22 protein-coding genes and 1 riboswitch are annotated in these 23,019 nt (G+C 67.8%); of the genes, 14 read left to right on the top strand and 8 right to left on the bottom strand.

Translation table 11 applies throughout. From position 1 onward, the window contains the following. Window positions 1-17: 17 nt before the first annotated feature. Window positions 18-1,481: an FAD-dependent oxidoreductase gene (locus AB0B25_RS16835; RefSeq protein ID WP_357179769.1), complete on the bottom strand. Its 1,464-nt coding sequence runs from the start codon at window positions 1,479-1,481 to the stop codon at window positions 18-20. A 375-nt stretch (window positions 1,482-1,856) separates the two neighbouring features. Here AB0B25_RS16835 and AB0B25_RS16830 point away from each other — a divergent pair, with 375 nt between their 5' ends. From AB0B25_RS16830 to AB0B25_RS16820, 3 genes are all read left to right on the top strand, one after another. Further along, the gene (locus tag AB0B25_RS16830) at window positions 1,857-2,306 is read left to right on the top strand and encodes a hypothetical protein (RefSeq protein WP_357179766.1); all 450 of its coding nucleotides are present in this window, start codon (window positions 1,857-1,859) and stop codon (window positions 2,304-2,306) included. A gap of 63 nt (window positions 2,307-2,369) precedes the next feature. Further along, window positions 2,370-2,486: riboswitch (SAM riboswitch) on the top strand. A 14-nt stretch (window positions 2,487-2,500) separates the two neighbouring features. Beyond that, window positions 2,501-2,917: a rhodanese-like domain-containing protein gene (locus AB0B25_RS16825; protein WP_357179763.1), complete on the top strand. Its 417-nt coding sequence runs from the start codon at window positions 2,501-2,503 to the stop codon at window positions 2,915-2,917. Then, complete coding sequence (locus AB0B25_RS16820) at window positions 2,902-4,128, top strand: O-succinylhomoserine sulfhydrylase (RefSeq protein ID WP_357179760.1); 1,227 nt, start codon at window positions 2,902-2,904, stop codon at window positions 4,126-4,128. Before AB0B25_RS16825 ends, AB0B25_RS16820 begins: the two co-directional genes overlap by 16 nt. 112 nt (window positions 4,129-4,240) lie before the next feature. Here the strand turns inward: AB0B25_RS16820 and AB0B25_RS16815 are convergent, their stop codons facing one another. Beyond that, a complete protein-coding gene (locus AB0B25_RS16815) occupies window positions 4,241-4,693 on the bottom strand; it encodes an RpiB/LacA/LacB family sugar-phosphate isomerase (protein ID WP_357179757.1) in 453 nt (150 codons plus the stop codon). Window positions 4,694-4,857: 164 nt separating this feature from the next. Between AB0B25_RS16815 and AB0B25_RS16810 the strand changes: the two genes are divergently transcribed. Next, entirely contained in the window at window positions 4,858-6,354 is a 1,497-nt protein-coding gene (locus AB0B25_RS16810) for a M23 family metallopeptidase (RefSeq protein ID WP_357179754.1), read from the top strand. Window positions 6,355-6,504: 150 nt separating this feature from the next. Here the strand turns inward: AB0B25_RS16810 and AB0B25_RS16805 are convergent, their stop codons facing one another. After that, window positions 6,505-7,305: an HAD-IIA family hydrolase gene (locus AB0B25_RS16805; protein ID WP_357179751.1), complete on the bottom strand. Its 801-nt coding sequence runs from the start codon at window positions 7,303-7,305 to the stop codon at window positions 6,505-6,507. A gap of 225 nt (window positions 7,306-7,530) precedes the next feature. On the opposite strand from AB0B25_RS16805, the gene fgd reads away from it, so the two are divergent. Then, window positions 7,531-8,541, top strand: a complete 1,011-nt coding sequence (gene fgd / locus AB0B25_RS16800) for a glucose-6-phosphate dehydrogenase (coenzyme-F420) (protein ID WP_357179748.1) — start codon at window positions 7,531-7,533, stop codon at window positions 8,539-8,541. 72 nt (window positions 8,542-8,613) lie between these two features. On the opposite strand, the gene AB0B25_RS16795 is transcribed toward fgd, so the two are convergent. After that, window positions 8,614-9,120, bottom strand: a complete 507-nt coding sequence (locus AB0B25_RS16795; protein WP_357179745.1) for a nitroreductase/quinone reductase family protein — start codon at window positions 9,118-9,120, stop codon at window positions 8,614-8,616. A 116-nt stretch (window positions 9,121-9,236) separates the two neighbouring features. Between AB0B25_RS16795 and pta the strand changes: the two genes are divergently transcribed. Together pta and AB0B25_RS16785 are read left to right on the top strand one after the other, a co-directional pair. Beyond that, the gene (pta, locus tag AB0B25_RS16790; protein ID WP_357179742.1) at window positions 9,237-11,309 is read left to right on the top strand and encodes a phosphate acetyltransferase; all 2,073 of its coding nucleotides are present in this window, start codon (window positions 9,237-9,239) and stop codon (window positions 11,307-11,309) included. A gap of 107 nt (window positions 11,310-11,416) precedes the next feature. Beyond that, on the top strand, window positions 11,417-12,625 hold the full coding sequence (locus tag AB0B25_RS16785; protein ID WP_357179740.1) for an acetate kinase: 1,209 nt from the start codon (window positions 11,417-11,419) through the stop codon (window positions 12,623-12,625). A gap of 28 nt (window positions 12,626-12,653) precedes the next feature. Here AB0B25_RS16785 and AB0B25_RS16780 read toward each other — a convergent pair whose 3' ends face one another. Genes AB0B25_RS16780 through AB0B25_RS16770 form a run of 3 tightly spaced genes read right to left on the bottom strand, consistent with a single transcriptional unit; the run spans window position 12,654 to window position 17,515 of the window. Then, window positions 12,654-15,137 carry a serine/threonine-protein kinase PknG gene (locus tag AB0B25_RS16780; protein ID WP_357179738.1) on the bottom strand — a complete coding sequence of 828 codons (2,484 nt, stop codon included), beginning with the start codon at window positions 15,135-15,137 and terminating at the stop codon, window positions 12,654-12,656. A 6-nt stretch (window positions 15,138-15,143) separates the two neighbouring features. Further along, a complete protein-coding gene (locus AB0B25_RS16775; protein WP_357179736.1) occupies window positions 15,144-16,130 on the bottom strand; it encodes a glutamate ABC transporter substrate-binding protein in 987 nt (328 codons plus the stop codon). Further along, on the bottom strand, window positions 16,127-17,515 hold the full coding sequence (locus tag AB0B25_RS16770; RefSeq protein ID WP_357179733.1) for a hypothetical protein: 1,389 nt from the start codon (window positions 17,513-17,515) through the stop codon (window positions 16,127-16,129). The genes AB0B25_RS16775 and AB0B25_RS16770 overlap by 4 nt, the downstream gene beginning before the upstream one ends. 184 nt (window positions 17,516-17,699) lie before the next feature. On the opposite strand from AB0B25_RS16770, the gene AB0B25_RS16765 reads away from it, so the two are divergent. Beyond that, window positions 17,700-18,401: an NUDIX hydrolase gene (locus tag AB0B25_RS16765; RefSeq protein WP_357179731.1), complete on the top strand. Its 702-nt coding sequence runs from the start codon at window positions 17,700-17,702 to the stop codon at window positions 18,399-18,401. 14 nt (window positions 18,402-18,415) lie between these two features. On the opposite strand, the gene thiE is transcribed toward AB0B25_RS16765, so the two are convergent. Beyond that, window positions 18,416-19,114 (bottom strand): thiamine phosphate synthase, encoded by a 699-nt coding sequence (thiE, locus tag AB0B25_RS16760; RefSeq protein WP_357179728.1) that lies wholly within the window; start codon window positions 19,112-19,114, stop codon window positions 18,416-18,418. A gap of 56 nt (window positions 19,115-19,170) precedes the next feature. Between thiE and thiO the strand changes: the two genes are divergently transcribed. The 6 genes from thiO to AB0B25_RS16730 all read left to right on the top strand — a co-directional run bounded on the left by thiO (window position 19,171) and on the right by AB0B25_RS16730 (window position 23,014). Beyond that, the gene (thiO, locus tag AB0B25_RS16755; protein WP_357179725.1) at window positions 19,171-20,244 is read left to right on the top strand and encodes a glycine oxidase ThiO; all 1,074 of its coding nucleotides are present in this window, start codon (window positions 19,171-19,173) and stop codon (window positions 20,242-20,244) included. Then, window positions 20,241-20,459 carry a sulfur carrier protein ThiS gene (gene thiS / locus AB0B25_RS16750; RefSeq protein ID WP_357179722.1) on the top strand — a complete coding sequence of 73 codons (219 nt, stop codon included), beginning with the start codon at window positions 20,241-20,243 and terminating at the stop codon, window positions 20,457-20,459. The genes thiO and thiS overlap by 4 nt, the downstream gene beginning before the upstream one ends. Continuing rightward, window positions 20,452-21,222 (top strand): thiazole synthase, encoded by a 771-nt coding sequence (locus AB0B25_RS16745; protein ID WP_357179720.1) that lies wholly within the window; start codon window positions 20,452-20,454, stop codon window positions 21,220-21,222. Before thiS ends, AB0B25_RS16745 begins: the two co-directional genes overlap by 8 nt. Window positions 21,223-21,338: 116 nt before the next feature. Then, window positions 21,339-21,791 (top strand): SRPBCC domain-containing protein, encoded by a 453-nt coding sequence (locus AB0B25_RS16740; RefSeq protein ID WP_357179717.1) that lies wholly within the window; start codon window positions 21,339-21,341, stop codon window positions 21,789-21,791. Next, window positions 21,788-22,126 carry a helix-turn-helix domain-containing protein gene (locus AB0B25_RS16735; protein WP_357179714.1) on the top strand — a complete coding sequence of 113 codons (339 nt, stop codon included), beginning with the start codon at window positions 21,788-21,790 and terminating at the stop codon, window positions 22,124-22,126. Before AB0B25_RS16740 ends, AB0B25_RS16735 begins: the two co-directional genes overlap by 4 nt. 75 nt (window positions 22,127-22,201) lie before the next feature. Next, a complete protein-coding gene (locus AB0B25_RS16730) occupies window positions 22,202-23,014 on the top strand; it encodes an SDR family oxidoreductase (RefSeq protein WP_357179711.1) in 813 nt (270 codons plus the stop codon). The last annotated feature ends 5 nt before the right edge of the window (window positions 23,015-23,019 follow it).

The raw sequence follows: 23,019 nt of genomic DNA, 5'->3' as shown, positions 1-23,019 counted from the left end.
GTCTCGCCGCAGGACGATCACACTTTGTGCGGCTCGCTGGCGCGCAGCATGTCTTCCCGCTCCACGACCTTGACTCGCTCGCGGCCCTCGGGTTCGCCGAGGGCGCGCTCGTGCGCGTCCAGGCGGTACCAGCCCTGCCAGGTGGTGAACGGAATGCCCTTGCTTTCGAGGAATGCGGTGACGGCGTCGAGCTCCGGTTCGGCGGCCGGGGTGAAGTTCGGGCTGTCGTCGAGCAGGCACGCCACGGTCTCGTTGGCGTCGCCCTTGGTGTGGCCGATCAGGCCGACCGGACCGCGCTTGATCCAGCCGGTGACGTACGTGCCGGGCAGGTAGCGTTCGGCGCCGTCGGCGTTCTCGTCGGCGATCACGCGACCCGCCTCGTTCGGGACGGTGCCCGCCTGGTCGTCGAACGGCAGGTTGGTCAGGTTCTGCGACAGGTAACCGACGGCCCGGTAGACCGCTTGGACGTCCCAGTCCTTGAACACGCCGGTGCCCTTGACGTTGCCGGTGCCGTCGAGTTGGGTGCGCTCGGTGCGCAGGCCGACCACTTTGCCGTCCTCGCCCAGCACCTCGCTGGGGGATTCGAAGAAGTGCAGGAACAGCTTGTGCGGGCGTTCGCCCACGTCCCGGATGGCCCACTGCTCCAGGGTGTTGGCGACCATGTCGACCTGCTTGGAGTGCCGGCGCGCGGCTTCGGAGCCTTCGTCGTAGTCGATGTCCTCGGGGTCGACGATGACCTCGATGGTCGGCGAGTGGTCGAGTTCGCGCAGTTCCAGCGGCGTGAACTTGGCCTGTGCGGGTCCACGGCGGCCGAACACGTGCACCTCGACGGCCTTGTTGGCTTTGAGTCCGTTGTAGACGTTCGGCGGGATCTCGGTGGGCAGCAGCTCGTCACCGGTTTTGGCCAGTACGCGCGCCACGTCGAGCGCGACATTGCCGACACCGAGCACCGCGACCTTCTCCGCGTCCAGCGGCCAGGTCCGTGGCACGTCGGGGTGCCCGTCGTACCAGGACACGAAATCCGCGGCGCCGAAGGAGCCGTCCAGGCCGATACCGGGGACGTCCAGCGCGCGGTCGGCGTTCGCCCCGGTGGAGAAGATCACCGCGTCGTAGAACCTGCGCAAGTCGTCGAGGGTGATGTCGGTGCCGTAGTCGATGTTGCCGAGCAGTCGAACCTGCGGCTTGTCGAGAACCTTGTGCAGCGCGGTGATGATGCCCTTGATCCGTGGATGGTCCGGCGCGACGCCGTAGCGGATCAGACCGAATGGCGCGGGCATCCGCTCGAACAAGTCGATGCTCACCTCGGCGTCGGATTTCATCAACGCGTCGGCGGCGTAGATCCCGGCCGGTCCGGCGCCCACGATCGCGATGCGCAGCGGGCGGGTTTCGGCGGTGTGCGCGTCAGGCCCGGCGGAGGCAGCTTGCGTCACCACGGAGGGCCCGCGTAGTCCGCTGGTCGATCCTGCACTCTGTTCGGTCATGTCTTAAGCGCACCCTTATGGTCGAAAAGATGAACGGCGTCGGCCTTAGCTTAGGCTAAGTTGACGCATGGCTTGGTTGCACCGTGGCGGTGCGGCACCGGCGAGGTCGGCTCTGGCTGCACGGTGCCCGGTTCGCTGTGACGAGGAGCTGCCGAATCGCGATGACAGCAGGCCACAGCCCCGCGATTCTATCGGGGTAGCCGAGGGTGTCCCGCGCCGGTGCGCGTACTGGACGACGGCTATCGAACATCACCTCCGCCGGTTACCCGTTCGGCGTGTTCGCTACCCGACCATCCGGTCCGCGTCGAGCCGGCGCCCACGGCGCTGGTCCGGGTCCGACGTTCGATACCCCGTGCGACCAGGGATCATCGAGTCATGACCGAGCAGCCGCCGAGCGTGGGCGACGACGACATCATCCGGGTCGACCAGACCGACAAGCGCTCCGCGGCGCCCTTCATCGCGGCCGCGGTGGTCGCGGTGATCGTGCTGGTGGCGGTCGTGCTCGGCGGGGTCCTGTCGCCTGCTGAGAAAAATGTCACAGATTCCGACCGGATCGTCGCCGCGGTCCGCAACTTCGTCGAGGGCTCCAATGCCACCGTTGCGGTGCCCCCGCCTGGCACCGCGTGCCAGGGCTTCGACGCCGCGCGCTCGCCGCTCGCCGGACAGGCTGGCGCCGGAAAGTCCGTCGAGATCACGAAACTCGACAACCCGATGGTGGACGGCGACAAGGGAAAGGCGACCGTGACCACGAAGGTCGACGGGACATCGACCACGAAGACCTGGAATCTCACTCGATCCGGATCGAAGTGGTTGGTCTGCACCTGAGCGTTCTCGCAGTGTGAACACCCGTTTGACACGGTGACCCGCATCGGTGCAATCTCAGTCGAAGGTCATGAGAACCAGTGTCAAGCCCCGGCATTACTGGTCGGCAACCCTCCTCCGCGGTGGGGTGCTCCGGGTGACGACCTGGCCGTGCCTCGAACCTGGGCAGGGCAAGTGCGGATTCGCAGGAGGTGCACATGAGTTATGCCGGTGATATCACCCCGGAACAGGCTTGGGAACTGTTGCGGGAGGACCCCCGCGCCGTCCTTGTCGACGTGCGCACGGAAGCCGAATGGAAATTCGTCGGCCTCCCCGACACGAGTTCGATCCAACGGCCGACTGTGCTGATCGAATGGGTGGACTCGACCGGTGCGCGCAACGAGGCATTCGTCGAGCAGTTGCAGCAGGCTCTGGCGGATCGTGATCCGCAGACGCCGGTCATTTTCTTGTGTCGCTCCGGCCAGCGTTCGATCGGCGCGGCGATCGCCGCGACCACGGCGGGCTACCGCACCTCGTACAACGTGCTCGAGGGCTTCGAAGGTCCGGTGGACGAATTCGGGCATCGGGGCGGCTCCGGCTGGCGCGCCCACGGACTGCCATGGCGGCAGTCGTGATCACCGGCGGCGCGTTCAACCGGCCGTTGCCCGAGGGCGTCGGCCCGGCGACGCTCAGTGTGCGGGGTGGCGTCCGGCGCTCCGGTTTCGAGGAAACCGCCGAGGCGCTCTACCTGACCTCAGGCTTCGTCTACGAAAGCGCCGAGGCCGCCGAGGCCGCGTTCACCGGCGATGTCGAGCACTTCGTCTATTCCCGGTACGGCAATCCGACAGTCGCCATGTTCGAGGAGCGCATGCGGCTGATCGACGGCGCCGAAGCATGTTTCGCGACGGCGAGCGGAATGGCCGCGGTCTTCACCGCCCTCGGCGCGCTGCTCGGCGCCGGCGATCGACTCGTCGCCGCACGCAGCCTGTTCGGTTCCTGCTTCGTGGTGTGCAACGAGATTTTGCCGCGCTGGGGAGTGGAGACCGTTTTCGTCGACGGCGAAGATCTGGACCAGTGGGAGCAGGCGCTGTCGGTGCCGACGAAGGCGGTGTTCTTCGAGACGCCCGCCAACCCGATGCAGACGCTGGTCGATGTGCGTCGGGTGAGCGAACTGGCTCACGCGGCAGGCGCGAAAGTGGTGCTGGACAACGTCTTCGCCACACCGCTGCTGCAGCGCGGGTTCGAGCTCGACGCCGACGTGGTGGTCTACTCGGGCACCAAGCACATCGATGGACAGGGGCGGGTGCTCGGCGGCGCCATTCTGGGCGCCAAGGACTACATCGACGGCCCGGTGAAAACGCTCATGCGCCACACTGGTCCGGCGCTGAGCCCGTTCAACGCCTGGACGCTGCTCAAAGGGCTGGAGACGATGCCGCTGCGGGTGCGCCACTCGGCGGAATCCGCGCTGCGGATCGCCCGCTTCCTGGAGGGCAACAAGTCGGTCAGCTGGGTGAAATACCCCTTCCTGGAGTCGCATCCGCAGCACGCTCTGGCAACCAGTCAGATGAGCGCGGGCGGCACCGTGGTCACCTTCGAACTGGACGCGCCGGAGCACGAGGCGAAGAAGCGCGCCTTCGAGGTGCTCAACCGGCTGCGCGTCGTCGACATCTCCAACAACCTCGGCGACGCCAAGAGCCTGATCACCCACCCCGCCACCACGACCCACCGCGCGATGGGTCCGGAAGGGCGTGCCGGTATCGGTCTCTCCGACGGCGTGGTCCGGATCTCGGTCGGCCTCGAAGACGTCGAGGACCTCCTCGCCGATCTCGATCACGCATTGAGCTGACGACCCTCGCGCGCCCTGCCTGCTGCTCGAACACGCACCACCCAGCGCGCGGGCCTCGCCGCATGTGCCGAGCGCCCCGGGTGTTTCGGCTGGGCGTCGCGACGACAAGCCGTCAGCGGTGGGAGGTGTGCTCGATTTTGCTGAGGTGGGCGATGTTCGCCTGGTCGGCGGGCGTTGTGCTGGGTTCGGCGCCGAACCAGGCGTCGAGGATCTCCCGGAGTTCGCCGCTCGAGGTCGAGCGCAGGCTCAAAGCGAGGATGTTGGCGTCGTTCCAGGTGCGGGCGCCTGCGGCGGTCGCCGCGTCGGTGCAGAGTGCGGCGCGGACGCCCGCGACCTTGTTGGCCGCGATCGAGGCGCCGGTGCCCGTCCAGCAGCAGACGACGGCTTGATCGGCGCGGCCTGCCGCGACATCGCGGGCGGCCGCTTCGCTCGCCCAGGCCCAGTCGGCGCGTTCGTCGTCGGACAGTGCGCCGTGCCGCACAGTCCAGTGTCCGCGACGAGCCAACTCCTCGACCAGTTCGTCGGCAATGCCTACCCGCTCGTCCGCAGCCACCGAGATGCGCATGGTTTCAGCGTAGTGGCCTGGTCGAACGGTCGGTCCGCGCGGTTCAGTGCGCGATTCCCAGTGATGAGGATCGGATAACTGTCCGAAATGTCACAATCTATGTCGGCAACACGTGCCGGGGCGGGTGGCGTGCCGGACGGATTTCTGGGCATGCGGAGGTGGTCGTGACCAGCGGCGAGTTGGTGCACCCGGTCGTCGACGACGGTGCGGTGCAGGACAGCGTCCCGGCTGATGGCGCGTCCGGGGGGACCGGGCCGTCGACATCGGCAGCGGACCGGAAACAGCCCGACATCGTCGCCCAGGCCGCCGCGGCGGTCGCGAACCTGGTACGGAACGATCCGGGCGGGCCCACCGGTGCATCGGTGTCGGGGGCACGCGCACAAGCTGTTTCAGCGCCCGCCGCGCCCGCGCCGATGCCCAACGGTGTGATTGCTCCCGTACTCAACGGTGTGCAACCGCCCGCACCCGGCGCCGAGGTAGCGCCATCCGACGCAGCCGTGCCGCCGCCGGATGGCGCCGCGCCACCAGGCGGTACGACCACGCCGCCGGACGGCGCGCCCCGTGATGCGGCGTCGGAACCGCCGCCGGGGATCGACCCGGAGATGATCGCAGCGATCGCGCCTAGCGCACTGATGGCCGGATCGATGGCGATGATGGCGCTACCGATGTTGGCGTCGGCGCTGGCCGGTCTCGCGGGCGGCGGATCCAGCGGTGGATCCGGGTCCCCTGCCAGCGCGCCCAGCGGAGCTGGACTGTCCCCGGAAGCTCAACACGCAGTGAACGCCTTGAACAAACTGGCGGACACGTATGGCGAGGACGGCACAGCGTCGGGCACCGGCAGATCGGGATCGACACCCGGCCGGGTCTCGGGCTCGGGTGCCGGAGCCACCGCTATCCGCGCCAAGGCCCTGTACCAGAAGAATGCGGCGAAGGCGTTCAACAACCTGGACAACGATCTCGCGCGATACGTGACGAGTCTGGCCGGAGCCAACAAGGCAGATCGCGCGGCGATCTTGCGGCTGATTCGTGATGTCAACGTCCAACTCGCCGAGCTCGGCCCCAACGCTTACACCAAGAGCGGTCAGCGCAAAGTACACGAAATACTGACCGCCGCATTGCAAAAGGCCCAAGCCATCGTCCATGGCGGGCAGGCGAGAGCGTCGGAAACCGCCGCGGCGGTAAATCGGCTGACCGCCCAGTACCTCAACGGACTTGCTGGAAAGCACACGTCCGGAGCCGGAATGGTCCAGCCGGGTGATGGTCGGCCGCGCTCGCCGCTCGACCCCGGAACGTACCGGATCAGCTCCCACTTCGGCCCCCGGAATGGCAAGCAACATGGCGGCATCGACCTTGCGGCCCCCGCCGGTACTCCCATCTACGCCGTTACCGGTGGCACTGTCATCCGGGCCGGCAATGCGGGCGACGGCTACGGGTATCAGGTGCGGATCCGTTCGGCCGACGGCACCGAGACCATCTACGCCCATCAAACCCCGGGCAGCATCCGTGTGCGGCCCGGTCAGCAGATCCCCGCGGGCACGGTGATCGGCGCCGTCGGCTCCACTGGCAACTCCACCGGCAACCATCTGCACTACGAAGTCCGGCGTAATGGGCGCGCCATCGAACCACGCGCCTATCTGGCGGCGAACGGTGTACATGTCTGATTCGGCTTCGGCAGTCTGCGCGAAGCGCCGCAGCGCATCGGACGTCCTCGTCGACGGCGACCGAGCGCGCTCGACGCGCCGGATGCCTCGCCGTCGGCCTGAACTGTGTACCGCCCGTCGGATCCGTCTCGAAGTGCCGTCGGACCCGGGTCAGGCGGTGAACGGGGACTTGGTTCGGCCGACGAGGTCGGCGACGGAATCCACCACCATGGTCGGCCGGTAGGGGTACGCCTCGAACGACTCGCGGGTGGAAATACCCGAGGTGACCAGGATCGTGCGCATGCCTGCCTCCAAGCCGGAGATGACGTCGGTGTCCATCCGGTCGCCGATCATCACGGTGGACTGCGAGTGGGCCCCGATGCGGCGCAGCGCGGAACGCATCATCAGCGGGTTGGGCTTGCCGACGTAGTACGGCTCGCGACCGGTGGCGCGGGTGATCAGCGCTGCCACCGAACCTGTCGCGGGTAGCGAACCCTCGCGAGACGGGCCGGTGGGGTCCGGGTTGGTCGCGATGAAGCGGGCGCCGCGTTCCACGAGCCGGATCGCCGTGGTGATCGCCTCGAAGGAATAGGTCCGGGTCTCACCGAGCACGACGTAGTCCGGTGCGCTCTCGGTCAGCACGTAGCCGATCTCGTGCAGCGCGGTCGTCAGTCCGGATTCACCCACCACGTAGGCGGTTCCGTTGGGGCGTTGTTCGTTCAGAAAGGTGGCGGTGGCCAACGCGGAGGTCCAGATCGCCTCCTCCGGGATATCCAGCCCGGAGTGGCGCAGTCGTGCCTGCATGTCCCGTGGCGTACGGATCGAATTGTTGGTCAACACCAGGAACGGCGTGTCGTTGGCACGCAGTTCGGCGAGGAATTCGTCGGCGCCGGGGATCAGATGGTCTTCGTGGACCAGTACCCCGTCCATATCGGTCAGGTAGGACAGGATCGGTTCGTCATCCGCGGTCACGCAGCCGATTATCCGTTATCCGCTCGCGACCCGCGCGCAACGGTGCGCATCGGACACCTGCGGGACGGCGAGCTGGGATGACGCGTAGCGGCGAGCATCGCAGGACAGGTACTCGATGCCCGACCATGCGCTGCCTCGCCGGTCGTCCCGACGCTCGACCGCGGCGTTGGCTACTGTCGAGGACGGATCGCGATGGCAGGAAACGAAACGCGAGGAGCGTGGCAGATGAGCGAACTAAAGCTCGGTTACAAGGCATCGGCAGAGCAGTTCGGCCCCCGTGAACTCGTCGAGATCGCGGTGCTGGCCGAAGAACACGGCCTGGACAGCGCCACCGTGAGCGACCATTTCCAACCCTGGCGGCACAAGGGCGGCCACGCGCCGTTCTCGCTGGCCTGGATGGCGGCGGTCGGCGAGCGCACCAAGCGCATCCAACTCGGCACCTCGGTGCTCACCCCGACCTTCCGATACAACCCGTCCGTGATCGCCCAGGCATTCGCCACCATGGGCTGCCTGTATCCGGATCGAGTGATGCTCGGTGTGGGGTCGGGCGAGGCGCTGAACGAGATCGCCACCGGATTCACCGGCGAATGGCCGGAATTCAAGGAGCGCTTCGCTCGCCTGCGCGAGTCGATCGACCTGATGCGCGCCCTGTGGACCGGTGACCGCGTCGACTTCGACGGTCAGTACTACCGCACGGTGGGCGCCTCCATCTACGACGTGCCCAAGGGCGGCATCCCGATCTACGTCGCTGCGGGCGGCCCGCTGGTCGCGCGGTATGCCGGACGCGCGGGGGATGGTTTCATCTGCACCTCGGGCAAGGGTATGGACCTCTACACCGACAAGCTGATGCCCGCGGTAGCCGAGGGCGCGGCGAAAGCGGGCCGCAGCGTCGAGGACATCGACCGGATGATCGAGATCAAGATCTCCTATGACACCGATCCCGAACTGGCTTTGGAGAACACTCGCTTCTGGGCCCCGCTGTCGCTCACCGCGGAGCAGAAGCACAGCATTACCGATCCGATCGAGATGGAAGCCGCCGCCGACGCCCTGCCGATCGAGCAGATCGCCAAGCGCTGGATCGTCGCCAGCGATCCCGACCAGGCCCTCGACCAGATCAAGCCCTATCTCGACGCGGGCCTCAACCATCTGGTATTCCACGCCCCCGGCCACGACCAGCGGCGCTTCCTCGACCTGCTCCAGCGCGACTTGGCCCCTCGCCTGCGCGCTCTCGCCTGACCCTGCCGGCGAGTGGATACCTGGCGAGATCTTCTCGGTCCGTGCCGTCGCCGGGCGCCACTGGCCGGATGGCTAGGCCCGGTGCAGGGCGAAGATCCGGAGGTCGCGGGTGGTGCGGGAGCGGTATGCCGCGTAGGCGCCGGCCAGGTCGACGAATTGGGTGAAAACGGTGTCTTTGTCGGGGCCGGTCACCGGAGTGGCGAGCACGTTGATGCGTTCGCCCGAGATGACAACCGTGGCGATGGGGTTCGCCAGGAGATTAGCGGTCCACGCGGGATGATGGTCCTGCCCGAAATTGCTGCCGATCACGTAGAGCGTGTCGCCGCCGTGCACATACAGCAGCGGATGGGTGCGCGGCTGTCCCGATGTGCGGCCGATCGTGGTGAGCAGGATGACCGGTGCGCCGATCGGGCCGAGCACGGTGTATTTGGCGTCGGTGCGATCCAGGATGGCCCGGTCCAGCGGGCTGATGATGCGGATGAACCGAGAACCCGGCCTCGTCGCCGCGAATCTGTTTGCCGCGCGGGCCAATAGCGTGGTCCGTGAACCCCACTGCCGATCCGGAAACTCCTCAGCCATGTCCGGACTATAACGGGCGGGTCGACGCATCGTGGCGGCTAGCCGAAAGCGCTCGTGACCGGTGATCGCGGTCTCGCGGCCGTTCCGATTGACACCTGTTCACTAAGCTCTGGGATATGGCCGACAACGCTCCCTCCGCGGTGTATATCGCCTCCCCGGAGGGCGACACCGGAAAGTCGACGGTGGCGCTCGGGGTACTGCAGATGCTGTGTGCGACGACTGCGCGGGTCGGGGTGTTCCGGCCGATCGCCCGTTCGACCACCGAGCCCGACTACATCCTGGAGTTGCTGCTCGAGCACAGTACGGCGGACATCGCCTACGCACAGGCCATCGGTACGACCTACGAGCAGGTGCACGCCGACCAGGACGCGGCGATCAGCGAGATCGTGCAGCGCTTCCACGAGGTGGCGAAGGTGTGCGACGCGGTGGTCGTGGTCGGTAGCGACTACACCGACGTGGCCAGTCCCAGCGAGCTGCGTTTCAATGCCAGGGTCGCGGTCAACCTGGGCGCGCCGGTGTTGCTGACGGTGCGTGGCGCGGACCGTACTCCGCACGAGGTGAAACAACTGGCCGAACTGTGTGCCGCCGAGCTGTCCCATGAGCGTGCGCAGCTGGTCGCCATCATCGTCAACCGTTGCGACCCGCAGCAGTTGGACGATGTGCGTTCGGCGCTGTACGGCTTCGGCGTCCCCGCCTGGACCTTGCCCGAGGTCCCGTTGTTGATCGCCCCCACCATGGCCGAGCTGTGCTCGGCGATCGACGGCGAAATGTACAGCGGCGACCCGGAATTGCTGCAGCGGGAGGCGCTGAAGATCATGGTCGGCGGCATGACGGCCGAACACATTCTGGAACGCCTGGTCGAGGGCGTGGTGGTGATCGTGCCGGGCGACCGGTCGGACGTGCTGCTCGGTGTCGTGAACGCGCACGAGGCGGCGGGCTTTCCGTCGCTGTCGGGCATCATCATGAACGGGGGTATGTTGCCACACCCCGCGGTGGCACGGCTGATGGCAGGTCTGCAGCCCAAGCTGCCGATCCTCACCACCGACCTGGGCAGCTACGACGCGGCGGGGGCCGCCTATCGCACCCGCGGCCGCATGTCCGCGGGCAACCCACGCAAGGTGGACACCGCGCTGGCGCTGATGGAGGAACGCGTCGACGCGCCGGAGTTGTTGCGGCGCATCGAGGTTCCGCTCTCGTCGGTGATCACGCCGCAGATGTTCGAATACCAGCTCATCGAACGAGCCAGGGGCGATCGCAAACGCATCGTCCTGCCCGAGGGCGACGACGACCGCATCCTGCGTGCGGCGGGCCGAGTATTGCAGCGCAAGATCGCCGATCTGGTCATCCTCGGCGACGAGTCGGCCGTGCGCGCTCGTGCCGCCGAACTCGGCGTGGACATCTCCGCCGCCCACGTGCTCGACCCGGGCGGCTCCGACCACCTGGACGATTTCGCCGCCGAGTATGCCGAACTGCGCAAACACAAAGGCATGACGTTGGAGCGGGCTCGCGAAACCGTCGCCGACATCTCGTATTTCGGCACCATGATGGTCTACCGGGGGATCGCCGACGGGATGGTTTCCGGCGCCGCGCACACCACCGCGCACACCATCCGGCCATCCTTGGAAATCATCAAGACGGTGCCGGGCGTCGACACCGTCTCCAGCGTGTTTCTCATGTGCCTGGCCGACCGGGTGCTCGCCTACGGCGACTGTGCCGTTGTGCCGGACCCGACGTCGGAGCAGTTGGCCGACATCGCCGTCTCCTCCGCGGCGACGGCCGCCCGCTTCGGCATCGAACCGCGGGTGGCGATGCTGTCCTACTCGACCGGTGACTCGGGCAGCGGCGCGGATGTGGACAAGGTGCGCGTCGCTACCAAGCTGGTGCGTGAGCGGGCGCCGGAACTGCCGGTGGAGGGGCCGATCCAGTACGACGCGGCGATCGAGCCCACTGTCGCCACCACCAAGCTGCCTGGCTCCGAGGTCGCCGGGCGGGCGACGGTGTTCGTGTTCCCCGATCTCAACACCGGCAACAACACCTACAAGGCGGTGCAGCGCAGTGCCGGCGCGATCGCGATCGGTCCGGTGCTGCAGGGCTTGCGCAAACCCGTCAACGATCTGTCCCGCGGTGCGCTGGTGGCCGACATCGTGAACACGGTGGCGATCACCGCCATCCAGGCGCAGCCGAACTGATGTGGGCGGCAGTGTCGGTCCCGGAACAAGCGCGCTGTGACCGCGGTTGCTGAGCACGTGGGGAATACCCGTCGGGTACGGGTTTCGCACGGACAACAGGAGGCGCGATGAGCACAGCTGACGAGGGCCTCGTGCTGGTGATCAATTCCGGCTCGTCATCCATCAAATACCAACTGCTCAACCCGGAGTCGAGCGTGGTGGCCGCATCCGGGATGGTCGAGCGGATCGGCGAGGACGATGGGGGGATCGAGCATCACGCCGACGGTGCGAGCACCGTGCGCCGTGGACCGATCGCCGACCACACCGCCGGACTGCGCTTGATCTTCGATATGTTCTCCTCGACCGGACGTGATCTGCGCCGCGACGGCGTGCACGCGGTCGGGCACCGGGTGGTGCACGGCGGTGAGGTGTTCTACCGGCCGACGCTGATCGACGATGCCGTCGTCCGCGCCATCTCCGAGTTGTCGTCGCTCGCCCCGCTGCACAATCCGGCCAACGTGGCAGGTATCGAAAGCGCGCGTGCGCTGCTGCCCGGGGTGCCACAGGTCGCCGTGTTCGACACCGCGTTCTTCCACGACTTGCCGGCCGCCGCCAGGACCTACGCCATCGACGCCGAAATCGCTGCCGCACACGGTGTACGGAAGTACGGATTTCACGGCACATCGCACGAGTACGTGTCCGGTCAGGCTGCCGTTCTACTCGGACGCCCGCCCGCCGAGCTGAACCAGATCGTCTTCCATCTGGGCAACGGCGCATCGGCTTCCGCGCTTCGCGGCGGCCGCCCGATCGACACCAGCATGGGCCTCACACCGCTGGAAGGGCTGGTGATGGGCACGAGATCCGGCGATCTCGATCCGGGGATCGTGCCGCATCTGGTGCGCACCGCGCACATGGACGTCGACCAGGTCGATGTACTGCTCAACCGGGACTCCGGTCTCAAGGGCTTGTCCGGTGTGAACGATTTCCGCGAGCTGCAACGCCTGATCGACAGCGGAGACCAGGCCGCCCGGCTCGCATACGAGGTGTACATCCACCGGTTGCGGCGGTATCTCGGCGCGTATCTGGTGCAGCTCGGCACGGTCGACGCGATCATCTTCACCGCCGGAGTCGGCGAGAACAGCCCGCGGGTGCGCGCCGACGCCCTTGCCGACCTCTCCCGGTTCGGCATCGAGGTGGACCCGGCGGCCAATGCCGCGAATAGTCGTGTCGCCCGGCGTATTTCCACGCCGGACGCACCGGTCGCGGTGCTGGTGGTGCCGACCAACGAGGAGCTGGCGATCGCCCGCGCCGCACGCCGGGTCGCCGAAACCTGCTGAAGACGCCGTGGGCGGACCGGACGCTTTGCTAGAGCCAGGTTTTCGCGCGGATCGCATTCGCGAGGTCGACCAGCGCGTAGCGGTGATTGCGGCCGGGCGCCGCCCGGGCCAGCGTCCGAAGTCCCGCTTCGATGTGCATCCGGAGTTGTCGTTCGGTAAAAGGCCCGCCGAACAGAGTTGCGTGCGGGCGCTTCGGTGTTCTGCCACTCTGCAGCCAGCCCAGGGCCGCACCGAGGACGAGTAGCCGCATCTGCATCGCCCGACTCTCGCCGGAAGGCAGGCTCAGCACCCGCGCCGCCGCGAGGTGCAGGGTGGACTCGTCGAGCTCGGCCGCGGGCGCGGCGGTGAGTAGGAGCAGCACGGCGGTCATTCGTGCCGTGCTGAAATGCCGTGACGCCGCGGGCACTTCGTCCAGCGCCTGCACGGCCTCGGTCACCCGGTCCGCCGCGGTCAGCTGTCTGGCCAGCCCGAAGGCGGCGCTCACCATCGTGTGATCGGTGTGCCACGCGGTGTCGTAGGCCTTCCGCGCGTAGGCATGCCACTGCTCGGGGTCCGGCGAATCCCAATGCTGCAGAATAAGTTCGGCGGTGGCGGCGAGCGCGAGCTTCGGGGCGATCTCACCGGGCAACACCCGCAGAACCTCGTCGAAGTTCGCGAAAGCTTGTTCGTATTCCTGGTCCAGCAACTCGGCAAGGCCGCGATACCAGCCGACCCGCCAGTCACTGTCGGGCAGGTCCGTGAGCAACCGCAGCGCGGTGGTCGATTCGCGCAGATCGATCCGGATCCGCGCCTCGGTGAGTGCGAGTTCCGAAGCCAGGGTCTCCGGGGCATTGCCGGGATCGGCCTCGGCGTGTTCGCGCGCGTCCCGCACCGCCTCCAGAGCCTGGGCGGGTTCGGGGTGCAGTGTGGCGGTCAGCAGGGGCGCCGACGAATCGGTCGGGTCGAGCAGCGGAATCGGCAACGCCGCCACCACGTCACGGGCGTCGAGTGCGGTGCTGCGGGCATGGCCGTCGGTGTAGGTGTCGGTCTGGCTGATCAATTCCTCGGTACCGAAGCCGGCGCGCGGCGGACTGAAAACTGTCGACAACTGGGGGTGCTCGATACCGGTCTCCGCTGCCAGGATCTCGCGCAGTACACCCGACATCTGGGCCGCCATCGCCCGGGCGGACCGAAAGCGGCGGTTCGGGTCCGGGTCGGTGGCACAGAGCAGGAGGCGATGGAAGTATTCGTAGCGCGCCAGTACCGGCTGGTCGGCTGGATCAGGGATGCCGTCGAGATAGCGTCCGTGCTCCATCGGCATGGTCACGGTGAGTACGGCGAGCGTACGGCCGACGGTGTAGATATCGGAGGCGATGGTCGGCCCGGTTCGCGCGATTTCGGGCGCCTGGAACCCCCTGGTGCCGTAGAGATTTCCGTAGGCATCGAGGGCGGAGACGGCGCCGAGGTCGATCAGTTTCACCTGGTCCTCGGTGACCATGACGTTGTCCGGCTTGAGGTCGTTGTAGGCCAGCCCGGTCGAGTGCAGGTATTCCAGCGCGGGCAGGATTTCCAGGAGGTAGGCGATCGCCTCGGTGACCGGCATGCGTTGCGGGCGCTCGTAGGCGTCGAGGATGTCACGCAGGGACCGGCCGCCCACGTATTCCATGACGATATAGCCGGTCGGCACGCCGTCGGCGCCGGCGTGCTCGACGAAGTTGTAGATCTTGACGATGCTGGGATGCGCTACCTCGGCGAGGAATTGGCGCTCGGCCACCGCCACTGCCTGCGCTTCGCCATCGCCGGTGTGCAGCAGCCCCTTCAGCACCACCCAGCGGTCGCTGACATTGCGGTCGATCGCCAGGTAGATCCAGCCGAGGCCGCCGTGGGCGATACAGCCCTGGATCTCGTACTGCCCCGACACCACCTCCCCCGCATGCAGCGAGGGCCGGAAATCATAGGGCGCGTCGCAGGTCGCGCAGATGCCCGCGGTCGTCGAGGGCCGGATAGCGGTGGCCCGGCCGACCGGATTGCCGCAGCGCCAGCAGAACCGCTTGCCCTCGGACACCACGGGATCGGTGAGCACGGCGTCGCGCGGATCGGCGGGTGTCACCGTCGGAATCGGCACCAACCCGGCGCCGAGTCGACGCACCGCGGGACGGGATCGCGCGGTCCGCACACTGCGTCCGGAGGTGCGCGCAGTCGCCGCCGAGTCCGGTTCCGAATCCGTCCGCCATACACCGACCTTGCCTGCCGCGACCGTACCTGCGGCGACCGTGCCCGCGGCCGCGGTCTGCTGTGTGGCGCCGGGGCGATCGCGCACGATCTCCGTACCCGGTCCATCTGGTCGGTCGGCAGCGGTTGTCGCTGTTGCGGTGCCGGCCGTGTGCGGTGCCACGGCAGGGGGATCGCTGTGCGGTCGTGATCTGAGTTGCGTGACCTGCTGATCGGCGTCCGCGTCGGCCCCCTCGGGCCTACCCTGCTCCCCGGCGGCGGTGTCATCCGCATCGGGGTCGGGGTCGGCCGAGGTGCTCATAGCCCGTCAGTCTTGGTAGGTGGGTGCTGGTGGAGCGGGGACGGGGCCGAGCACGGTGAGATATTGGCGGTAGATCCCGCTCCAGGTCCCGTCGCTGCGGATCCGGTCCAGCGTGCCGTTGACGAAACGGACGAGATCGTCGCTGCCCTTCGGGATCCCGATGCCGTACGGTTCGACGCTGATGCTGTTGCCGACCAATGCGGTGTACGGATCCTGGGCGGCGAGTCCGGCGAGGATGGCGTCGTCGGTGCTCACCGCGTCGACCTGGCGTTGCTGCAGAACGACCAGACAGTCCGCCCAGGTGGGCACGGCAAGGACAGTCGCGGTGGGCTGCTCCCGGCGGATGTGCTCCAGCGAGGTGGTGCCGCGCACGATGCACACTCGTTTGCCTGCCAGATCGGCGAGACTGTTGATTCCGGAGTTCTTCACCGCGAGCACGCGCTGATTGGCCTGAAGATAGACGGTGGAGAAGTCGACCTTCTCGCGCCGCTCACAAGTGATCGTCATGGTCTTGGCGACCAGGTCGACGGTGTGGTTCTGTAGCGCGGTCTCGCGTTCGGCCGAGCCGAGGCTGCGGAATTCGATCAGGTCCGGGCTGCCGAGCAGGTCGCGGGCGACCTCTCTGGCGATATCGGCGTCGAAACCGACGATGGCGCCGGAGACCGGGTCGCGGAAGCTGAACAGATTGCTTCCGGTATCCAGCCCGACCAGCAATCTGCCACGTGCCCGGATCGCGTCGATCACCGGTCCGCGCGCTGCGGGGCCTGCTCCGGTGGGACGCAGACTGGCAGTCGGGTCCCCGCACCGCGGTGTGCTCGGTGGCGGCGGGGCCGGCGAATCCGTCGGGATGGGACGTGCTTGCGCGGGCAGCGGGGGGTCGGTGTACTTGGGCGTCTTGGCCGACTGTGGGGCGGTCGAGTCGCTCGCGCAGCCGCTGACCAGCGCCGTCACGACGAGGAGGAAGACGACCACAAGGCCGCGTGCGGATCTCATCGGTACTCCCGAAGCCGGGGCCATATGCCGAGTCCGACACAGCCTGCCGCCAGAATGCCGAGCACCATCGCGCCGGCGCCGAGGTAGTCGAGCACTCGGGCAGCCTGGGAAATCTTGCCGCGCAGGGTGTCGCGGGTCTTCGCGATACCCTGCTCCAGCGACCGGTCCAGCGCGTCCACCTGCGCCGTGGCCTCCGCGGCGCCGGGGCCGGTCGCCAAGGTGGCGGCGGCATTGAAATCGCCGCGGGCCAGTGCGTCGTTCATGCGCTGGTGTGCGATCCGCCAGCGCTCCAGCGCCGGAACGGCATTGCGCACGTCGTCGGCCGCGGGAGCGGAAGCGGGGTAACCGCCGAGCAGGTCGGCCAAGCGCGCGATGTCGGTGTCGAAGGTGCGGTCGTAGTCGCCGGTCGCGTCCCTGCGCACCAGCTTCAGCGTTTCCGCGGCGCGGGCCTGCTGCGCCAGGATCCGGCTCTCGGTCAGTCGCGAGGAGGGCACCATGCCGTCGTCGCGCGCGTGGATCATCGACGCCGCCGACACCGAACCCGCGATCACCGTCCATGCCAACAGGATCAATATGCCCGCGGAGGCGAAGAGGAGTCCTGGATTGAGCACCCGCCGCCAGCGCCGCGCCAGATCCGTCTGCACCCAGACCAGCACGCCGAGGGTGACGATCAGCAGCAGGATGGCAGACCACGGCGGACGCACATGGTTGCGCTGCGCGTCGGTCACCTCCGCGGAGCGGCGGCTTTGTAGTTCCTCGGCCATCGGTAGCAGTGTGGTCTGCATCTGGTTCGAGGCCTCGCTCAAATACGCGGCCCCGACCGGGTATCCGCTGCGATTGTTCGTCCGTGCGGTCTCCACCAGTCCTGAGTACACCGGCAGGCCGGTGATGATGCCGGTTCGCAGCCGGGCATCCGGGTCGGCCGCCACGTCCGACGAATGTCCCGCGCCGCGGCTGGATTGGGTCACCAGCTCGCTGGACGCTTCGCCGAGGGCCTGGGTGTAGCGGTCGCGCACCGCCTGCGGCTCCAGCCCGCCGGCGATGAAGGCGGTGCTCGCGGCGGCATCGGCGATCGACAACGCGGTATAGAGCCGGTGTGCGGAATGCGCGTTCGGTTCGGTGTCGTAGAGCAGCACATCCAGGCCCCGCTGCCGGTCGCCGACCGTCCCCGCGGTCACGGTGCCCGCGGCCAGGCATAGGCCGATGAGTAGGAGCCCGAGTGCGATCAGCCGTCCCGGTGAGGATTTGGCGAAGGAGCGCATGTTGTCGGGGTCCAAGTGTTCGCGCATGAACGCGACCCGCAGTCCGGCCGGGTTGTCCCGGCCTGCGGACTCCGGGACGGACGACGGCCGGAGTTCGGCTGTCGTCTGCTCGGTGCGAGCCATGTCCACCTCCCCAGTCTGGGCCGCGTTCGCGGTTTTCTCGACGGTCGCCCGGACCATCTGATCGCTCCGCGCGTGTTGGTGCGGAGTTTATTGTGGTCATACGGACGCCGCGGCGTGTGAAATGCCCCCGGTTGGGAGCATAGCGGGGCACAGCACTGTCGCAGCTGAATCAGGATGGTACGAGATGCGTGGTGACGGTGACGGATGGTCGCGCGGTTCGGATGGATTACAGCACTGGGGTCGCTTCGGCGCCGCCGGACTTTTATTGCGCGCCCCGCTGACCGGTGGGGGTTCGGCGGTGCTGTTGCAGCACCGTGCGCCGTGGAGTCATCAGGGCGGCACCTGGGCATTGCCCGGCGGAGCCCGCGACAGCCACGAGACCACCGTGCATGCCGCGGTCCGCGAGGCATGGGAGGAGGCGGGTATCGATCCGGCCGACGTCCGCGTGCGTGGCGAGCGGGTGACCGCATCGGCCCTGAGCGGCTGGACCTACACCACGGTGGTGGCTGATGCCGTGATCACCTTGCCTACCAGCGCCAACCGTGAGAGTGCCGAGTTGGCCTGGGTTCCCGAGAACGATGTGCAGGCGCATGTGCTACACCCCGGATTCGCCGCGTCCTGGCCTTCCTTGCGTGCCGTGCCGGTCCGGGTGTGCCTCGCCGAATCGGCGGACGACGCCGCGGTGGCCGCCGCTCTTCCACGCACGCTCGACCTCGCCGAGCAGGGCTTCTTCTGGCTGCATTCGGATCCGGACGGACCAGGTGACTGCGCGAGAATCATCGACGGCCAAGGGGCGGCCGACCCGCAGCCCGTTGCTCCGACGACGGAGGGGCACACCGTGCTGGGCTCGGTGTTTTCGCTGACGCGCGGGCAACTGCTTTCCTGACGCGCGGTGCCGTACTACGCGTTCAACAGCAGCGCCGCCTTCAGTTCGCGTGCCGCTGCTTCCGGATCGCGCGCTTCGGTGATCGCGCGCACCACGACGACCCGTGTCGCCCCCGCGTCCAGCACCTCGGTCAAGTTCTGCGCGTCGATCCCACCGATCGCGAACCAGGGTCGGGTCGGATGGGCCTCGGCGGTCGAACGCACCAACTCCGGCCCGGCCGCCTGCCTGCCCGGTTTGGTCGGGGTCGCCCACACCGGTCCGGTGCAGAAGTAATCGAGGTTCTCATCGATCGCGGCGAGGCCCGCCTGGGCGCGGTTGTGGGTGGAGCGTCCGATCACCACATCGGGCCCGAGGATTCGGCGCGCGTACCAGGGTGGCAGATCGTCCTGCCCGAGATGCAGCACGTCGGCGTTCGCGGCCAACGCGAGGTCGGCGCGATCGTTGACCGCCACCAGCGCACCGTGTCTGCGTGCGGCCGCTTTCAATTCCGCGAGCGCGCCCAGTTCGGCCCTGGCGTCCAGTGGACCGAATTTCGCCTCGCCGGGCGATCCTTTGTCTCTGAGCTGGATGATGTCGACTCCGCCCGCGAGCGCCGCCTCGGCGAACCTGGCCAGATCGCCCCGTTCCCTGCGGGCGTCGGTGCACAGATACAGTCGCGCGGTAGCCAGGCGCTCCCGAGGGGATTCCGATCGATGGGGGTGGGAGGGTTGCACGCCTTCGACCGTAGCCGCGCTACCGTGGGGATGCGAATAGGAGGCAGGTGGATCGAATGCGGACTCTGGCCGTCGTCGGTGGCGGCGCCATCGGGCTCGCCGTGGCCTGGCGAGCCGCGGAGGCGGGCTGGTCGGTCACCCTGTGGGACCCCGCGGTCGGCACCGGCGCTACCTGGGTTGCGGGGGGAATGCTGGCACCGCTGTCCGAAGGCTGGCCGGGGGAGGACCGGGTGCTCGAATTCGGCGCCGCCTCGCTGGCCCGCTGGCCGGAGTTCGCCGCTCGGCTGCGCGCGGCGACCGGGGTCTCGGTCTTCGTCGCCGACCAGACCATGACCGTCGCGCTGGACGCGGCCGACGCCGCCGACCTACGCACCGTGGCCGACTGGGTCGGCGACCGCGGGCACGAACTGCGGATGCTGGACCGCGCGGGAGTTCGCGAACTGGAACCGAGCTTGGCGCGTACGGTACGGGCCGCGCTGCTCGCCCCCGCCGAACCCGCCGTCGACAATCGCGGCCTGCTGTCCGGATTGCGGCAGGCGGCGGACGCGGCGGGTGTCCGGGTTCGCGCCGAGTCCGTCGACTCGCTGACCGAACTGCCGCACGACCAGGTGGTGCTCGCCGCGGGCGCTGCTTCGGCCGGATTGTGGCCGGAGCTGCCGGTTCGCCCGGTCAAGGGCGAGATTCTGCGCCTGCGCCACAGGCCGGGTGTTGCTCCCGCGCCGCGTCGTGTGATTCGGGCAAGGGTGCACGGCAGGGCTGTGTATCTGGTTCCGCGCGCGGAGGGGATCGTCGTCGGCGCCACCCAGTACGAAGCCGGTTTCGACACCGCCGTGACCGTCGCGGGCGTCCGCGACCTGATCGCCGATGCGGAGGCGATCTTTCCTGGCATCGGCGAATACGAGTTGGCCGAGGCGAGCGCGGGCTCGCGGCCGGGCAGCCCGGACAATCTGCCGCTGATCGGCAGGCTCACCGAACGGATCATCGCGGCCACCGGGCACGGCCGCAACGGCATGCTGACCTTGCCGCTCACCGTGGACGCGGTGGCGAGCCTGCTCGACGGGGCAACGCTGCCCGAAGCGAAAGTTGCCGATCCGCAACGCTTTTCGATGACTGTAGGAGGAATACGATGACGCTGTCATCCGTCCCCATCGGTGTCACGGTGAACGGCGACGACCATGAGTTCGCCGAACCGTTGACCGTACGCGAGCTACTGGCGCGGCTGGACCTGCCGAGCCAGGGCGTCGCGCTCGCGGTGGATGGCGCGGTATTCCCGAAGTCGCGGTGGAACGAACCGGTCGGCCGCGGCTGGCAGATCGAGGTGCTGACGGCGGTCCAGGGTGGCTGAGCACTCTCCAGTGGCCCCGCTGCGGATCGCCGACCGCGAGTTCGGTTCCCGCCTGATCATGGGAACCGGCGGCGCGGAGAATCTGACCGTGCTGGAGGAGGCGCTGATCGCCTCGGGCACCGAGCTGACCACCGTCGCGATGCGGCGGATCGATGCCGCGGGCGGCACCGGCGTCCTCGACCTGTTGAAGCGACTGAACATCGCGCCGTTGCCGAACACGGCCGGCTGTCGCACCGCGGCCGAAGCGGTGCTTACCGCGCAGCTGGCCCGCGAGGCATTGGACACCCCCTGGGTGAAACTCGAGGTGGTGGCCGACGAACGCACGTTGCTGCCCGATCCGATCGAGCTGCTCACCGCCGCCGAACAACTCGTCGACGACGGATTCGTCGTGTTGCCCTACACCACCGACGACCCGATCCTGGCGCGCCGCTTGGCGGATGCGGGTTGTGTGGCGGTGATGCCGCTGGGTTCGCCGATCGGCACCGGTCTCGGTATCAGCAATCCGCACAATATCGAGATGATCGTCGCGGACGCGAAAGTCCCGGTCATCCTGGACGCCGGTATCGGCACCGCGAGCGATGCCGCGTTGGCGATGGAACTCGGCTGCTCGGCCGTATTGTTGGCGACCGCGGTGACCAGGGCGCGGCAGCCGGAATTGATGGCCGCCGCCATGGCGGACGCGGTCCGGGCGGGGTATTCGGCCCGGCATGCCGGGCGTATCCCCAAGCGGTTCTGGGCCCAGGCCTCGTCTCCGGCGCTCTGACGGGCGCTGATCGAAGCTCGCGGTCGCTCGGCAACGCATTTGCGCAACAAGAGGTTGCGGATTGCCGAACCGGACGGCTAGAGTCATGCGCAATCGATGGTTGCGTATTGGAGGTCATGGTGGAGTTCGGAAATTTACAGCGCGAGATACACATCGACGCGGCGCCGGAGGTCGTGTTCGACGTGGTGAGCCGACCCGAGCACATCAAGATGTGGTGGCCGGACGACGCGATATTCGAGCCGGTGCCGGGCGAAGTCGGCGAACTGGTCTGGGGCGACCGCGCTCAGGTTGTCCAGATCAAGGTGGTCGATGTGGACCCGCCCCGCACATTCGCGTTCCGATGGGTCGCTCCTGACGGTCAGCTGCCCGATGTGGACAACTCTCTCCTGGTCACCTTCGAGCTCGAGCCCTCCGGTGACAGCACGATTCTGCGCATGACGGAGAGCGGCTGGCGGGAGAAGGGGTGGGAAGCCGCGGTGCTCGAGGAGGCCTTTCACGATCACGAGCGCGGCTGGGACCTGTTCCTGCCCAGGCTGCGGAACTACGCCCCTGCTGTCGCGCCGCGATGACCGCCACCGTCGACGACACGCTCTGGTCGGCGATCGGCGACCCGATCAGGCGGCGTCTGCTCGACCTGCTGCTCGCGGAGGGATCCGGCACGCCGACCAGCTTGAGCGACAGTCTCCCGATTTCGCGCCAGGCGGTGACCAAACACCTGGGCGTCCTCGACCGCGCCGGTCTTGTGCATGCGACGCCGATGGGCCGCGAGCGACGCTACGAAGTCGACGAGGCGCAGCTCGCCCGCGCGGTCGGGCAACTGAAGGAAGTCGGCGCGACCTGGGATTCGCGCCTGAACCGAATCAAGCGCCTCGCCGAACAGATCCAGCGTCAGTACCACGACTGACCGTTGGGCCGTCCGCTTCCTGCAGCCGCCGGTCATCGCGGACGATTCGGAAAATCAATCACTGGAAGGACACATATGGGTGGCTTGCTGCTCGAGGATAAGAATGCTGTGATCTATGGCGGCGGGGGAGCGATCGGCGGCGCTATCGCACGGGTATTCGCCCGGGAAGGCGCGAGGGTCTTCATCGCCGGGCGGACCCAAGCGAAGCTCGACGCCGTGGCGCGCGATATCGCCGCCACGGGCGCGACGGTCGAGACCGCGCAAGTCGACGTTTTCGATCAACAGGCGGTCGAAAAGCACGCCGACGTGGTCGCGGCAATGGCTGGCAGCATAGACATCGCCCTCAATGCCGTGAGTGTCTTGCACGACCAGGGGACTGTGCTGGCGGACCTCTCGCTGGAGGAGTTCATGCGGCCGATCGACGGTTTTCTGCGATCGCTGTTCATCACAACTAAGGCGGTGGCGCCGCATATGGGTCGAGAGCGTCCCGGCATCATCCTGACTTTGTCCGAGCCGGGTTCCAAACTGGCGGTAGGCGGCATCTTGGGGCACGCCGTGAGCGCGGCCGGCAAGGAGGCGTTCTCGCGGGTGTTGGCCGCGGAGTTGGCGCCCAGCAATATCCAGGTCGTCGGCATCCGTCCACACGCGGTCGTCGACGCGCCGGCCGCGGGTTCCTACACCAAGGACCTCTTCACGCGAACCGCGGCAGCGGCCGGGCAGTCGGTCCAGGAGTTACTCGAAGGCGGGGCGATGGCGCAGGGGACGCTACTGAAGAGGTTGCCTACGCTCGCTGAAGTCGCGGAGCTGGCCGCGTTCCTTGCTTCAGATCGAGCTGGAGCAATGACTGGAACAATCGCCAATCTGTCCGCCGGCGCACTTGTCGACTGAGATGG

The organism is Nocardia sp. NPDC049190 (assembly GCF_040648115.1).
GTDB lineage: Bacteria > Actinomycetota > Actinomycetes > Mycobacteriales > Mycobacteriaceae > Nocardia.
Note: the sequence above shows the minus strand (reverse complement) of the source record. Positions and strands in the feature narration are given on the sequence as shown.